We start from the raw sequence: 15,107 nt of genomic DNA on the forward strand, positions 1-15,107 counted from the left end.
CTATTTAAGAACGGTGATCGGAGCTTGGCAGCTCACGCTTGACCAGGCTGGACTGTTCCGAGCCGGCAATCCGCACCTTGGCACCCGGCCGTAAATTCAAGGTGCCATCCACGACGATGGTTTCACCACGCTCCACCCCCGAACTCACCACCACCAGCCCCGGTAGGCGCTTGGCGATAGCAACGGTGCGCAACTCCACGGTAGCGTCTTCCTTCACCACATAGACTGACGAGCGGTTGCCGGTTTGAATCAACGCGCTCTCTTCCACCACCAGGGCAGGGTATTGATCGGTATACAAGGTGACATTGACCAACATGCCGGGCCGCAGCTTATGCTCGGCGTTGGGAATTTCAGCGCGCACGCGGATAGCGCGGGTGTCGGGGTCGACCCGGCTATCGAGCGAGGTAACCCGGCCGTTGAACGCCTCGCCCGGCCAGGCAGGGCTCTGCCCGGAAACCAGGTTTTGGCTGTGAATTTTGCCGAGATAGATCTCCGGAATGGTGAAATCGAGTTTCACCACACTGATATCATCGAGAGTGGTGATTTCCGTTCCCGGGGTAACCAGGGCACCCACACTGACCTGGCGGAAACCGAGCACACCGCTGAAGGGGGCGGTGATCAGGCGATCTTTCAAACGCGCCTTAATCGCCTCGAGTTTGCCTTGATTGGCATCGACACGGGTACGCGCGGCGTCGATATCGGATTTGGAGGCGAGGTTGCTGCCAATACCTTCCAGTCGTTTCAGTTGGCGAATGGCGTCCTGCAAGTTGGCCTGGGCTTCGGCCAGTTCGGCGGTCTGCTCATCGCTGATGAGGGTAACCAGAATATCGCCCTTTTTAACATGTTGGCCATCGACAAAATTGACCGAGGCCACAGGCTCTGTTACCGCCGCGCTGATAATCACCGACTCGTTAGCCTGCAGCGTACCAATTGCATCGATCTCATCGACAATAAACTGCTCCGCAACAGTGCCGGTCACCACCAGTGGTGCCGGTCGGCCGGCGCCGGGAGCCGCCGTCGGTGCCGCCTCCTTTGAACAGGCGGTAAGGCTCACACACAGCACCACTAACAAGCTGGAAAACAGAAATTTTATACGGTTATTAATGGGTGTGGGTGGGCTAAAACGGCTCATTGACTTCATACTCTCTGTTGCTATCCCAATATGGACTTTGCGTAGTAGTCGGGTTCCGACAACACTATCGCCAATACAAATAACACCCGAATTACCCGTACTTACCCCCCACCTGTAGGCAATCATGCTGCCCGGCTATAGTTATAAGGATTAGGGGAGGTAAATGGCCGCTAATAATAGCGTAGACACATCACTAACAATAGGTTTTCCCGGGAAATATAGAACAACTGGCCACAATCTGTTCAATGGTACGACGCTGTACCATGGCGCTGTGCCCACGTTGGGATATCCTGATTTATTGCACGATGCGCTCAATCCTATGAAAAAGGCAGCCGAAGCTGCCTTTTTCAATTTTGCTAAGTTAATCCACGCTGTCCACACCGTGGCGAGTGGATTACCCGCGCTTGGCTGGATTAAAACTCTGCGTCTAAACGCAGGAAGTAGTAACCACCTTGCCATGGAACGATGGTATTGGAAGAGTAAACACGGCCACAGCAGTAGTCGTTAATCTCTTTGTCTGCCTTGTCTGGGTACTCATCAAAGATGTTACGACCACCCAAAGTCACGCTGAAGGTATCGTTGAAGTGGTAAGTACCTTCCAGGTCAAACATCACCTCTTGGCCATACTCTTGTACCGCTGAAATACTGGAACCACCGTTGGCATCCTCATAGGAACCGTAGTAGTTGGCGCGCAGCATCAGAGTCAGAGCTTCGAAGGAGTGACGCGCGGTGATCACACCACGGATCTCTGGTGTTGCATTTTCAAAGTCAAACTGATCTTCAGCGTTCAGGTATTCACTAGGATCGGAATCGAATTCTGAAGTGTTGTAGTTGAAAGATGCAGTCAAGTCAGTAATACCGGCAGACCAATCAATCGGCATACTGGCCACCAGGTCAATACCCTGGGTGAGCGTATCGAAGCCGTTGGCGAAGTAGAATACACCACCAATGGTTTCCGCACCGGCAACACCCGCATTACTCAGTGCTAAGTAGTTATCGTAACCAGCCGAGTTGGGATCCGTAGATACCGGCAGAGTAGATACCGCGTAAGTACGGTCTGCTACTTCAATGCGGTAGAAGTCCAAGGTCCAACTGACCGGGCCAGTTTCACCGGTAAAGCCCAAGGTGTAGCTGGTAGAGGTTTCTGGCTCCAGCTCTTTTGCACCCAACGCCTGAGCAACCGGGCCACCAGCTGGGAACAGGCCGGTAGCGACAGGCTGGCCATTAGGCAGACGGGTAGAAACGTTGGTAGTACCTTGCTGGCCAGGAGTTGGCGCACGGAAACCAGTACCAATAGAACCACGAATACCGAAGGTGTCAGTGATAGAGTACTTGGCAGCCAATTTACCCACTAATTCAGCATCGAAGTCAGAGTAGTCTTCGTAGCGCATGGCCGCTTCCAGGAACAACTTGTCGGTAACATCGTAAGACAAGTCGGCGTAGATACCATAAGAGTCACGATCGTAAGAGTCTGAGAACTCTGGTGAGTAGCCGGGGAAGCCGTTGGAACCTACACCCACAACCTTGTAGACAGGGTCACTGGGATCAGCACAGTTTAAAGAAGAGCCATTAGCGATGGCGGTAATACCAGCCGCAGTTGGTGTGGTACCACCGTCGACACACAAATCATATGGGTCGGACAATGCATGCGGGCCAGCAACGTAGGAACTCTCTTCACCTTCCTTAACATCATAGGTCTCTTTCATATAGGTAGCACCGAAAGAGAGCACCATGGTATCGGTAAGATCCAGTGCGAAGTCAGCTTGGTATTGAATCTCTTCGTTGCTCAGGTCGCCTGGCTTGAAGGAGGTGGGGCTATCAATACCCAAGGATGGGTTGACAGTATTTTTCAGGGTGTAAGAGATCTCATCGTAACCGTAACGGCCACTGATATCGTAGCTAAAGCCATCAGTGAACTCGCCCTTAACGCCACCAACAAATGAGTAGTCGGTTACATCACCAAAGAAGCGCGGAGTAAAGCCACCAGGGAATTTGTCCTGTGGAGTGTAGATAGAGCCGTCCGCATTACGCAGCTCTTCAATGGTGCCGTTACCTGGGTAACGATAGAAGAAGCCACCGTCCGCTTCACTTTCTGAGTAGTTAGCGAAGGCATAGAGTGAAGTGGTATCGGAGATGTCGTAACCAGAGTTAACAAAGAAACGGGTGGCTTCGGCATTGGGTTGGCCCCAAGGCTGAACCACATCGCCTTCCAGTGAAGCGTTTTTGGCCGCTGCCTGGTATTCGGCACTTTGGTCGGTTACACAGAACCAGCTCTCACAGTACTGCTCGGAGCGAGAGGTAAAATCCTGCGAGGAGAATTCACCGGAAATGCTGACAAAACCGGCATCGCCCAAGGGCAGACCAACGTTACCGGACAGAGTCATCTGCTGGCCGTCGCCTTCGTAATATTCACCGGCATCCAGGCTGATGGAACCGCCTTCGGCGTTGTCATTCAGGATAAAGTTGATTACCCCGGCGATGGCATCGGAACCGTACAGAGCGGCAGCACCGTCGCGCAACACTTCCACGTTTTTCAGTGCAGCGGCGGGAATGGTAGCGATATCAGGGCCCTGTACACCGGAACCACCGATAGAAACCAGTGATGAACGGTGACGACGTTTTGAGTTAACCAGTACCAGCGCTTTATCGGATGGCATACCGCGCAGAGTAGCGGAACGAATAAAAGTACCACCATCCGCGATTGGTGCACGGCCTACGGCGTAGGAGGGAACCAGAGTTTGAATAATATCGTTGGTGTCGGTGTAGGATACGCTTTTGATTTGATCGGCGTTGAATACATCAACGGGAACCGGGGAGTCCGCAACAGAACGGGGTTTACCACGGGTACCGGTAACAACCACCTCTTCTAAATCGGCCTCGTCCTGGGCAAAGACCGATTGTACGGCCATACCCTGTGTGCAAATTGCGGCAATAGTAATCGGCAATATTTGCGACTTAAATTTCTTCATGGCTAATCTCCAGAGCCTCTCGCCTAAGGTTAATGTGTAAACAATTAGACCTACCTAATAATGGCCAGTCATTTTGAGAAGCAGTTGCCACCCATATTTTTTCTGCGACCGTCCTTAGTCTTGGCTGTGCTTCTCAGATAATCCCTGATGGTTTTCGACAGCAACTCCATTGCTAACAGGCCGAACAGCATTTCGACTCCAACTTCCAAGAGCAAAGCCCGTACCAAGCCGGTTAACACGAGGCAGAATAGTTCCCGAAAAAGTTTAATTTTTTATCTATTTAATTAGGCAAACTGGAAAATAGCGGCATGGGCGCTATCTGCAGTGCGAGTTATAAGGGGGTAATTTATCGTTAAGGAAATTAATAAACCGGCTGTTAGATAGATTTTTTATTTATTCAAAAATACCGCACTAGCAATGTGCACATTTTCTGTCATGTGCTCGAATATGAACACGATATGAATATTCGCCAACTACTGATTTAATAACAAAAAAAGCCCTGCCGACAGCTCGACAGGGCTTTTATAAAGAGCACTTTATTCGGGCTTTTTAGACTAAAGTCTTACAACAAAGCCCGTGCAAAAAATTATGACCTAGCCTATAAGCGGAGTCATTTCCAGTGCTTTCGGCATAGCCTTCGCGTATTTCTCCACGTCCTTAATGAAGCCCATACTCACACGAGACCAGTTCGTGTAGTCCTGGTAAATACCACGGATAAGAACCTTCTGCTTTTCCATGTTTTGGCGGAAAACTTCGGCACTACGGTTACCCAAATCAACATACATAAAGTTGGTCTGTGATGGCAGCACTTTAAGCTCATTTGCTTTTACCGCATCGGCAACAATTTCGCGAGCTTCAACCACTTTAGATTTCACATAATCAAGGAATTTAAAATCATTGTAGGTAGCAATAGCCGCGGCGATGCCAGCTTGGTTTAAGGTGAAGTAACCGGCACCGTAACCGGAAACCCACTGGATATTTTCCGGACTGCCCATCATATAGCCAACGCGCATACCGGCCAGGCCATAAATTTTGGAGAAGGTACGAGCAACCATGACGTTATAGCCTTCATTAATTAAAGGAATCATGGAGTTTTTCTCGGTGAAATCGGTTAACTCGTTATAGGCTTCGTCAACCAGAACCAGAGTTTTCTTCGAGGCTTTCTTACAAAACTCACGCAGCTTGTCGGTATCAATCAACATGCCCGTTGGGTTATTGGGGTTGGTGACCTGCACCATGCTGACGCTATCGTCAATCATGTCATACATAGCGTCCAGATCAATGCCCATATCGGCAGTTTTAGGGGTACGCAGCAGCTCAGGGGCACCGGTGCGCTGTGGTGCGCGCGCAGTGGTATCCCAGAACAGGTCCGGGCCTAAAATGCGACCTTTGCTGGCCGCAGCCATGGCAGTCCAGGTAAGGATGCCACTGGAACCAGAGGAGAGTGAAATTTGTTCCGCAGTAAGGCCATGGCGCTCGGCAATCATGTCAACCAACATGCGAACAGATTTACTCACATAGTAAGCACCATGCTTACTTGCCTCTTCAATGGCTTTCAATGCCGCAGGGCTTGGGCCATAAGGGTTTTCATTGGAATTTAATTTGGCAATATCTGGAGTGGGCCCGTATAAATCAGCGGGCACTTTCATATCGCTGGCCAAAGCGATATTCGGTGCAAGACCACCAACAGAGGCTGCGGACGCCAGTGCCGTAGCACCTTTCAGGAATCCTCGTCGATTGAATTGTATGCTCATGTCTCATCTCCTCACTAGTGTGGCTGCACCACTGTTTACTCAATTTATTAAACTAAATTTTTTAAGCTCAATGGACTAATCCAGTCCGGCCACCCACTTTTATTAACGGTGAGCGGCGACTATACCAAGGCCTTGTAATACATATTTGCGGATACGATTATCAGGTAAACGCCAAACAATCTTTTCAAATGCAGTTCATTCAGGTTGTGGGCCCATTTTGCACCAATGGGTGCAGTAATGATTGAAGCTGCAGCAATAGCAATTAACGCTGGAATATTAATGTAACCCAGAGAACCCCAGGGTAGATTGGCATGGTGAAAACCCATCACCGCAAACCCGATTGCGCCAGGCAAACCAATAATAAAACCCACGCCGGCCGCTGTGGCCACAGCCTGGTGCACAGTTCGATGACACATCACCATGGTAATCACTGTGATCGTGCCACCGCCAATGCCCAGCAGCGATGAGAAGCCGCCAAGAAACGTAGCCAGCGCGGCGCGAAACGGGCCAGTGGGCATTTCAATATCCGTCCGCTTTGGCTTAAACCAATGAGGAAACAAAAAGTAGATGGAGTAGACCAAAACACCTGAAGCGAATATAACCACCAGGTTTTCACTGTGTACCTGTGAAGCGATCAAAACACCAAATCCCACTCCCACAAGCAGCCAGATACTCCAGCTTTTCAAAACTTGAAAATCTACCGCCCCTTTCTTTTTATGAGCCTGAACCGACCTGGCGCTGGAAATAATAATGGATGCTAACGATGTCCCAATGGCAACCCGCATCAGTTCCGATTGGTCATCCGTAAAGAAAGGGAATACCGCGAGTAACGCCGGCACAACAACAAAGCCACCACCGTTACCAAATAAACCTGCCGTAATACCGGCGATACTGCCTGCTGCCAACAGGGCAGCCATAAATGCTACTAATTCGAGTTCCATTGCCTCGGGCCTTACAAAATGTTTCTCATGGGTTTTTCCGCAAATGCGGAGCTGGTAGAGGAGCTATCACAAACGATAGCGAGCAATGGTAAACGTCAGGAGCAGCCACCTCCCTGATAACCACAAACATCAACACCAAGGAAACGTGGACAAGCAAACAAACACATAGAACTTACAACCCGAGAAAAGCAAAAATCGCCAATCTCCTTTACAAGAACTGTTCCAAAAGCGGCGAAGCCCCGAAATTCGGGGCTCCAGCGTTGTTCCAATCCTGTCCAACGAGTCAAAAAAGCAATTGAGGGCCATCTTGGTGCCTTAGGGGACGGAGAATGACTTATTATGGGGCTGCTCAGGGGGGCAGTTTTACCTAGAACCGGGGCTATTTGGGCACTTTTGTGTCAAATAGCCAGAGGCACTACCAAAGTTGGTGCCCTCTAGATTGCCTTTAACAAAAGCCAACCTGACTAATTGGAGAGGATTTTTAAGGGTGGAATTGCCTGATACCGACGCACTTAGCAGGCGTTCGGCTGGACGTCGAGGCTTTCCTGATTAAGCGGGTAGGTTACCTGGATGCAGGCCCCCTGCTGTGAAAAGTCAATACGGGAACAGAGTGCCCGCACGATCGCCATACCTCGACCAAAGGTGCGTTCATCGTCCATGTGCGCTGCCTGGCTATAGTCGAACCCCGCACCGCTGTCTTGAACCGTGAGCAGCACGCGCTCACCCAAATAGGCCAACTGGATCTTAATCCAACCACAGTTAAGTTCGGCGAGGCGCTCGGTTCTTTGCTGGTAATAGTCCAGAAAACCCTGTTCTGTCGCTTTGATCTGTGAGTCCAGTCCCAGGACACCATGCTCCAGGGCGTTGCTGTAGAGCTCCGTCAAGATGGTGGAGAGAAAGTCCTGATGGCGGGCCAGCCCATCGACATTAGCCAACATGCGAATGACCTGTGGAACCGGGTTGGTCCGGCGTAGAGCATCGGCATCCAGCTCGATGGAGAGATCCCAATTGATCGCCGATACCGGCTCATCCCCTTGCGGCTGGGCCATCGCCTCCGCCAAAGGCTCACAAACCAGTTCAGCCAGAGTAATATCACCCAGCTGACTGGCCCCCTCATTGAACTGCTCCAGGGATTTTGCGACTGCCTGAAACAGATCCGCAGCAAAACCATCACAGAGTGACAACAAGCGGTCCCAACCGTAGGCGATGTTTTCATAGTTGGTGATCTGTAACAATTCATCGGTAACCAGAAATAGGCGGTCACCCTGCTCCACTCGATAAAGATCCACATCCTGGCAAAACTGGTGATCATCAGAGGATTGCAAAGGGGGCCGATCGGAATTGAGCAGCTGCTTCAAGCGACAGGCACTGTCCAATAGAATCAGTTTGGGCATGCCACCAGACCAGACGGTAAGCTGCTGGCCACCACGGTTAAGCTCCACCAGTGTAACGGCAACAGGAATGGTCTCCGGCAAATTTTGCCGGGCAACCCGATTTAACTCGGCCGCAATACTGCCCACTGGCAGACCTTTCTCCGCCATCGCCCGAAACACCGGGAACAGGCTCAAAGCCCCTACCGCAGCTGGCAGGCCACGGGCGTGGATCTGCCCCAAGGCCAGGTAGGTGCTGCCCGTCCTGCTGACTTGAGTTAGCAGGAAGTTACCGTTGCGCAGTGACATGGGGGAAATCTGATAGCGGAAATTGGGCAGGTCAAGCAGTAACTGCTGGCACTGACGATTGAAAATATTGTGCAGCAACTGCTGCTCCACCTTAAGATTTTCCTGATGGTGCAGCAACGCTCGCCTATCGTTATCAACCTGGCGGAAACGCGCCTGCCTGCGCTGGTGAGAAGCGATCTTCAAGGCCAGCAGATTCGCATTAATGGGGGTATTGACTACGTCATCAATCGCAATAGAGAGTGCTGCTGGCGGCAGCCAAGCATCGTCTTCGGTGATCGCAAAAAGCATCGAGTCATAGGTTGAACCAAAGTCAGCCACTCGGCGGGTAGCGTACTCATCGAGCACGGCCAGTGCGCCGGCTCCAGCCGAAGCCCGTTTGCTACAGTCAACCAGCACCAGCGCCGGCAGATACTGAAAATGGTCCTGCAAGCTCTGGCTCAAATGCTTAGCAGCAACCGCCAGTGCCTCCAGGCCACACTGCTCCACGACCTTTGCTACCTGACTACAAAGCGCCTGGTCGTCAGAGACAATTAATACCGCCATAACGATTAACCGATCTCAAATTTCTGCTGAAAGTTGGAAATTTGCAATATTTTCAAAATATGAGGCCGACAGTTAATCAGGCGGATAATAGAACCATCACCGGTGTGACGCAGCATATTCAATAACATACCCAAGCCGGAGCTTTCCATATATTCAGTATTGCGAAAATCAACTTGGTACTCTGCGCCGGGATTACTGACATAGGCCTCCCGGAATTCAACTACTGAGTCAAAATCGAAACTGTTACCCAGAGTAATTGTAACAACACCATCTACCGCATTCGTTGTAATGGTCATACACTGCAACACTCCCTATCAGAACAGTTCTACGTCGCCCTCGTCCATATCGGTTTGTGCAACCTTAGCCGATAGGTTCTGGGCGTGAAATGATGTGCGCATGGCAGCTAACCTTTCTGCCACCTTGGTTAAATCGCTAACCTGTGTAGCCGAGGCCACATCGGAGTGTGCCACCAGCGCCACCTGGTTGATATGCTCCAGGCGTTGCTGAATATGGCCAGACAACTGACTGACAATATCGTCAAATTGTAGTGCGCGAATGGAATTATTCACCTCAGCATGAATCTGCTCAGAGGTTTTAGTCAACTCGGCCAGAACCTTGGCCGCATCGACATTAACTGCCGTCATTACACTGTCAGACACTTCGCACTGATTTTGTTGCTGATCAGCAGCGAGCGCATAAAGTAGCGAAGACTGCTGCTCCGATTGGGCCATAATCACGCTAAAACTCGCTTGCAAATCGAGCGTGGCGTCCTGGATTAAACTGCGTATACGATGGATATGCTCATTGATGTGAGCCGACTCCTCATTCAAAATCTGCTCAATGTTATCACCGATCGAAGACATCTCCCGGTGAAAGAGATCACTAAAACCAAAATTTTTACCCGGTCGACTATCAGCAGTGCTGACAGAGATTCGGCTAACTGTGAAATACCACAAGGGAACCAAGGCCACTGCCAATATGCCAAGTAGCCATTGACTCACACCCACCACGATGAATAACGCCAGCAGGGCCGAACCCAAAACTGGCAGCAGGTGGCACTTTAGAAAATTCTGGAAACTCATTAGATAACTCAAATTAACAGAGTGACGCTGGGGGCCAACCGGCCAACCCCGTTCGACACTCTTAATGTTTGTAACAATAGTGAACAAGATATTCAGCGATTTTATTAAGTGGCAAAACCTTATCAACCACACCCGTTTCCACGGCCACTCTGGGCATACCCCAAACAATGGACGAGGCTTCATCCTGGGCGACGGTTGTTGCCCCATGATCTTTTAAATTACCCATACCGTTGGCGCCATCAGCCCCCATGCCGGTAAGCAATACTGCTAACACTTTTAAGTTTTCCATCGCTGCCACAGAATCAAATAACACATCGACGGAGGGACGGTGGCGATTGACCGGTGGCGAGCTCTCCAACAAGCTGATCAAGCCTCCATTACGTTGTACCAACTTCATATGTTCACCACCTTTAGCGATATAAACAGAGCCTGCTTTTAGTGTCATACCACTCTCGTCACACTCGATAACATTTAAGGCACTTGTTCGATTGAGCCGGTCGGCAAAGGATGTGGTGAATTTTTCAGGCATATGTTGTACAACCGCTATCGGAGGCATCAGGCTCGGCAGATCACTCAGCACATCCTTCAATGCCAAGGTCCCACCGGTAGAGGCACCTATCACAATCAGATCCAGCGCATTGCGTTTAAATTGTGCGCGCGCCGGTTGGCTGCCGGCCACCCGGATTCGCTCCTCTACCTGTAGGTTGCTTACTTTCGCCCGCGCCGCCTGCTTGATCTTGGCGCAGATCTCCCCGGCCATTCTGGGCAACTCCGACAGCAGATCGACTTTGGGTTTGGCGACAAAATCGATAGCCCCCAACTCCAGCGCCTCCATGGTAATCTCCGCCCCCTTTTCCGTAAGAGTCGATACCATGACCACGGGCAGGGGACGCAGGCGCATAATATTTTTCAAAAAAGTGATGCCGTCCATTTTCGGCATCTCGATATCCAAGGTGATAACATCCGGGCTTAATTTTTTGATCTTGTCACGAGCTTCATAGGGATCCTCCGCCACACCAATCACTTCGATGTGATCATCGCCAGACAAGATCGTCGACAACAGCTGTCTGATCAGCTCCGAGTCATCAACAATAAGTACTCGAATAGGCTTCATAAGCGTTAAAAGAGCTCGATATCCCCCTCCACCGGTTTAGTGCCAATGGATTGCTGGTAGTCACGCTCCCTGTTGATAATGGTATCGTTGTGCATCGAGCGAATTTTCTTCACCCGAGCCTTGCCGGTTAATGGATCGAACAGTACTTTGCGCGGGTAAACATCGCCCAAGTCCTGAGCGACTAGCTCTATCTGCTCCTGATGCAAATAGAGCAGGACAAAATCGGCATTCTTGCGGCCAACATCATTGCGCTGATTCAAAACTTTACCGCCGCCAAATACCTTAGCGCGCAAATTGCGCCGGGCCGCGCCATTTTTCAACATTTCGTTAATTAGATGCTCCATGGCGTAATTACCATAGCGGGTGGCATCACTAACGATATTGCCCCAGGTTACCTTCGATGCCTCGACGTCAGTCAGGGGCAGCATAAAGTGGTTCATACCACCTATACCATTCACCTCATCCCACAGGCAGGCACTCACACAAGAACCTAACGTCGTGGCGATGACCTCTGGGTTCCTGGTGACATAAAACTCACCCGGCAGAATTTTGGCAACCACAACAGAGGCGGCGCGATCCCAATACCGATTGACATGTTCAAAGCCCGACAAGGTGGCCTCTGCGCCATGCAACGGTTTGTTGTCAAACAGCGACTTTCTGCCAAGATCTTTTTCATCACTAACGTGCATGTGCCAACGCCGCTTCAGTTCGTTTAATAAAGGTGGTTTTTCCCACCGCTAACAGTTGTTCATAGCCTTTGGCGACACTTTCACTATGGCCCAGCATTAACACCCCTCCCGGGCGTAACATCTCGACAAACCGATGTAACAGCGCCTGCTGTGTTGTTTTATCGAAGTAGATCAGTACATTGCGACAAAATATTACATCAAATGGACCGCACATGGGCCAGGTCCCAATCAGGTTGAGCGGCTTAAAGGTAATCAGTGACTGCAGTGCAGTAGATACCTTAACCTCAGTGGTACTCTTGTTTTTACTTTTAAGAAACCAGCGCCTAACTATCTCTGGCTCAATATTCCCTACCCGGTCAGCCGAATAAACACCGGCTTTGGCCTTAGCCAGAACATTGGTGTCGATATCGGTGGCGAGGATCTTGGCATCCCAACCGGATAACTTGCCGCCAAAGAAGTCAGCCAGTGTGATGGCGATTGAATAGGGCTCCTCGCCTGTTGAGCAGGCCGTGGACCATATGCGCAGACGCGAATTGGCCCCTTGGCTGGTCAGATGAGAGGGAAGAAAACTTTCTTTGAGATAGTCGAAGTGATGGCACTCACGAAAGAAGCTGGTCAGATTAGTGGTGATGGCATTAACAAAATGCCTCAGCTCATCGCTCTCGTTGGATTGCAAGAGATCGAAATAGAGGGAGAAGCTCGCTATCTTCAGCTCCCGGATACGGCGCATCAAACGTCGATAGACCATCTCCTGCTTACTATCGGCCAAAACGATACCAGTCATGTCGTAGACCATGGTGCAAAGCGTTTTAAACTGCTTTGCATTCAGGCTGTACTGTTCTGCTCGTGGGGCGCTCACTATTAACCCTCTGCAAACCTACACCCGCGTTCAATCTCAATGGCATGCAACTGGCAGGCTGCCGTTACAACGCAACAGCCAGTGATAACGAAGGAGAGAGTGTATAATCCCCGGCGACCACTGCCTGGCGTGCAGCCTTTCATCCTGCTTAACATATCGCCACTGTTTATATGAACTATCCGCTCTTCCGATGAACCGGCCGCGCTCCAGCGTCAGCCCCTTTTCGCTTCGGCTAACAACCAAAGGCCAAGCCGATAAGTTATCAGCTTGGCCATTTACGAAGCATCCCGCCTGTTGGTTAAAACTCTTCCCACTCATCGTCGACAGGCATAGCCGCTCTGGCCGGCCGGCGAGCGGCCGGTGCTGGTGGCCGGCGCTTGGCCGCGGCTCTGAAGCTGGCCACCTCTGCGGGTTGATCTTCAACCTGGAAGAAGCCCACCTGGTCGAGCAGCGATTTCGCCTGATCTTCCATGGCCCGGCTGGAGGCGGATGCCTCCTCCACCAGCGCCGCATTCTGTTGAGTCATCTCATCCATTTGCGATACCGCTTTGGTTACCTCGGAGATTCCCGCCGACTGTTCACGGCCAGCAGAGTCGATATCCGAAACCATAGTCACCACTTCCGATACTGCGCTTACCAGGTCGTTAAAGGTTTCACCGGTATCGTCCACCAGCTTCGCGCCTTTACCAACCGCATCGACGCTATCGTTAATTAAACCTTTAATCTCCTTGGCGGCAGTGGCGCTACGCTGTGCCAGGTTACGCACTTCGGCGGCCACCACGGCAAAGCCCCGGCCCTGCTCCCCGGCCCGCGCCGCCTCTACTGCCGCATTCAGCGCCAGCAGATTGGTTTGGAAGGCGATCTCATCGATAACACCAATAATATCGGCAATTTTCTTACTGCTGCGATTGATCTCCTCCATGGAAGCCACCGCATTCTTCACTACCTCGCCGCCATTGCGCGCTTTCTCCATGGCATCGTTGGCTTTGGCGGTTGCCTCCGAAGCGGATTTGGCATTTTGCTGTACGGTGGAGCTGAGCTCCTCCATGGCTGATGCGGTCTCTTCCAGACTTGAGGCCTGAGTTTCGGTACGCTGGCTCAGGTCATCATTACCCTGAGCAATTTCCCGAGCGGCACTGAAGACATTGGTAGCGGCTGAGCGGATCTCGGTAACCATCGAGCTCAGATTGGTAATGGAGTGGTTCATGGCCTCGGCCAGCTGGGCAAATTGCCCTTGATAGGTGTCGGCCATGGTCTGATTTAAATCACCCTCCGACAGCGCCTGCACCACGGTAATGGTCTCACTGATGGGGCGCACAATCGCATCCATTAAGCCGTTGATACCTTCACCCAATGCCCGGGTAAATCCTTCGTAGGTCGAGACATCGATACGATGGCTCAATTCGCCGTTGGTCGCCGCCTGAATCAGGTTCTCAATCTGATTCTGGGCACTGCGCTCATCGGTAATATCGATCCACTGCACCGCGGTACCAATACTGTTGCCCCGCGAGTCGGTCAGCAGCAGTGCGGTCAGGTCGAATTTCAGATCGGCGACAGCGATCTCCGTGCGAATTGGGTAGTTACTGGGGTCAGCCAGAATTCGGCGCTGGTGCGAGGGGTTTTTGTGGAAGATATCGATATTGGAACCAACCAGGGTATCCATATTAAAGGCTGGCAGAATTCGTTTTATCTCATGCTCCCGGCGCGCCAGCATTTTACGCAATGCGGGGTTAATGTAGACAATACACCCATCCTTATCGGCCATCATAAGGTTGGTGGTCATACCGTGCACCGCATTGCTTAAACGGTTTACTTCGATCTCCCGATTCCTGTTTTCGGTAACATCGTACCATTCCAGGGTAAAACCTTGAGTCGCACCATTGCGATCGACAATAGCGGTTACCTGTAACTCAATAATCAGGTCGGCTACGCGGATATCGGTATTGAAGGGCAAATTGGCCGGGTTCGCCAACAGGGCGCGCTGATGGCTGGGGTTCTTATGGAAGGTGTCGATACACCGGCCCAACAGAAACCTCTCGTTCGCCTCAAAATCGGACCAGACCTGCTGAAATTTATGCTCGTGGGTTTTCAGTAACTTAAGAGTCGCCTTGTTGACGTAGGTTACCTTAAAATCCCGATCCACCATCATCACGGCGGTGAGCATGTTGTCTAACGCACTGTGGTAGACAGTGGAGTTATCTTGCACTTGGCTGTTCTCATCAGTTGCCATTGTTAACCTCTCCAAAGAGTTATCGACTACCATCGTTCAGCCCTAGCCTATATTCAGTCGCAGAGCGGTGATGTAAATCTATCGGCAGTATTAAATTGTTCTTAACTTCGTACAG

General features: G+C 51.1%; 11 protein-coding genes. All 11 read right to left on the reverse strand.

Annotation, left to right across the window (positions count from 1 at the left end; translation table 11 throughout):
* Window positions 1-4 precede the first annotated feature (4 nt).
* On the reverse strand, window positions 5-1,132 hold the full coding sequence (locus SBL51_RS11285; RefSeq protein ID WP_317931033.1) for an efflux RND transporter periplasmic adaptor subunit: 1,128 nt from the start codon (window positions 1,130-1,132) through the stop codon (window positions 5-7).
* A 413-nt stretch (window positions 1,133-1,545) separates the two neighbouring features.
* Window positions 1,546-4,101 (reverse strand): TonB-dependent receptor plug domain-containing protein, encoded by a 2,556-nt coding sequence (locus SBL51_RS11290; RefSeq protein ID WP_411860471.1) that lies wholly within the window; start codon window positions 4,099-4,101, stop codon window positions 1,546-1,548.
* Window positions 4,102-4,694: 593 nt separating this feature from the next.
* Window positions 4,695-5,855, reverse strand: a complete 1,161-nt coding sequence (locus tag SBL51_RS11295; protein ID WP_317931034.1) for an aminotransferase class I/II-fold pyridoxal phosphate-dependent enzyme — start codon at window positions 5,853-5,855, stop codon at window positions 4,695-4,697.
* Window positions 5,856-5,974: 119 nt separating this feature from the next.
* Window positions 5,975-6,796 carry a sulfite exporter TauE/SafE family protein gene (locus tag SBL51_RS11300; protein ID WP_317931035.1) on the reverse strand — a complete coding sequence of 274 codons (822 nt, stop codon included), beginning with the start codon at window positions 6,794-6,796 and terminating at the stop codon, window positions 5,975-5,977.
* A 512-nt stretch (window positions 6,797-7,308) separates the two neighbouring features.
* A complete protein-coding gene (locus SBL51_RS11305; RefSeq protein WP_317931036.1) occupies window positions 7,309-9,018 on the reverse strand; it encodes an ATP-binding SpoIIE family protein phosphatase in 1,710 nt (569 codons plus the stop codon).
* Between the two features lie 5 nt (window positions 9,019-9,023).
* The gene (locus SBL51_RS11310; RefSeq protein ID WP_317931037.1) at window positions 9,024-9,314 is read right to left on the reverse strand and encodes an STAS domain-containing protein; all 291 of its coding nucleotides are present in this window, start codon (window positions 9,312-9,314) and stop codon (window positions 9,024-9,026) included.
* Window positions 9,315-9,332: 18 nt separating this feature from the next.
* Complete coding sequence (locus SBL51_RS11315; RefSeq protein WP_317931038.1) at window positions 9,333-10,100, reverse strand: hypothetical protein; 768 nt, start codon at window positions 10,098-10,100, stop codon at window positions 9,333-9,335.
* A 61-nt stretch (window positions 10,101-10,161) separates the two neighbouring features.
* A complete protein-coding gene (locus SBL51_RS11320; RefSeq protein ID WP_317931039.1) occupies window positions 10,162-11,214 on the reverse strand; it encodes a chemotaxis response regulator protein-glutamate methylesterase in 1,053 nt (350 codons plus the stop codon).
* A gap of 5 nt (window positions 11,215-11,219) precedes the next feature.
* The gene (cheD, locus tag SBL51_RS11325) at window positions 11,220-11,903 is read right to left on the reverse strand and encodes a chemoreceptor glutamine deamidase CheD (protein ID WP_317931040.1); all 684 of its coding nucleotides are present in this window, start codon (window positions 11,901-11,903) and stop codon (window positions 11,220-11,222) included.
* A complete protein-coding gene (locus SBL51_RS11330; RefSeq protein WP_317931041.1) occupies window positions 11,893-12,762 on the reverse strand; it encodes a protein-glutamate O-methyltransferase in 870 nt (289 codons plus the stop codon). The genes cheD and SBL51_RS11330 overlap by 11 nt, the downstream gene beginning before the upstream one ends.
* A gap of 298 nt (window positions 12,763-13,060) precedes the next feature.
* Window positions 13,061-14,992: a methyl-accepting chemotaxis protein gene (locus SBL51_RS11335; protein WP_317931042.1), complete on the reverse strand. Its 1,932-nt coding sequence runs from the start codon at window positions 14,990-14,992 to the stop codon at window positions 13,061-13,063.
* Window positions 14,993-15,107 lie beyond the last annotated feature (115 nt).

The sequence above is a fragment of the Halioxenophilus sp. WMMB6 genome (assembly GCF_033283405.1).
Classification (GTDB): domain Bacteria; phylum Pseudomonadota; class Gammaproteobacteria; order Pseudomonadales; family Cellvibrionaceae; genus Halioxenophilus.

Bases quoted from the DNA above. Each gene is read 5' to 3' on its own strand.
- SBL51_RS11285 (WP_317931033.1), bottom strand. From the start codon at position 1,132: ATGAGCCGTTTTAGCCCACCCACACCCATTAATAACCGTATAAAATTT.
- SBL51_RS11290 (WP_411860471.1), bottom strand. From the start codon at position 4,101: ATGAAGAAATTTAAGTCGCAAATATTGCCGATTACTATTGCCGCAATT.
- SBL51_RS11295 (WP_317931034.1), bottom strand. From the start codon at position 5,855: ATGAGCATACAATTCAATCGACGAGGATTCCTGAAAGGTGCTACGGCA.
- SBL51_RS11300 (WP_317931035.1), bottom strand. From the start codon at position 6,796: ATGGAACTCGAATTAGTAGCATTTATGGCTGCCCTGTTGGCAGCAGGC.
- SBL51_RS11305 (WP_317931036.1), bottom strand. From the start codon at position 9,018: ATGGCGGTATTAATTGTCTCTGACGACCAGGCGCTTTGTAGTCAGGTA.
- SBL51_RS11310 (WP_317931037.1), bottom strand. From the start codon at position 9,314: ATGACCATTACAACGAATGCGGTAGATGGTGTTGTTACAATTACTCTG.
- SBL51_RS11315 (WP_317931038.1), bottom strand. From the start codon at position 10,100: ATGAGTTTCCAGAATTTTCTAAAGTGCCACCTGCTGCCAGTTTTGGGT.
- SBL51_RS11320 (WP_317931039.1), bottom strand. From the start codon at position 11,214: ATGAAGCCTATTCGAGTACTTATTGTTGATGACTCGGAGCTGATCAGA.
- cheD (WP_317931040.1), bottom strand. From the start codon at position 11,903: ATGCACGTTAGTGATGAAAAAGATCTTGGCAGAAAGTCGCTGTTTGAC.
- SBL51_RS11335 (WP_317931042.1), bottom strand. From the start codon at position 14,992: ATGGCAACTGATGAGAACAGCCAAGTGCAAGATAACTCCACTGTCTAC.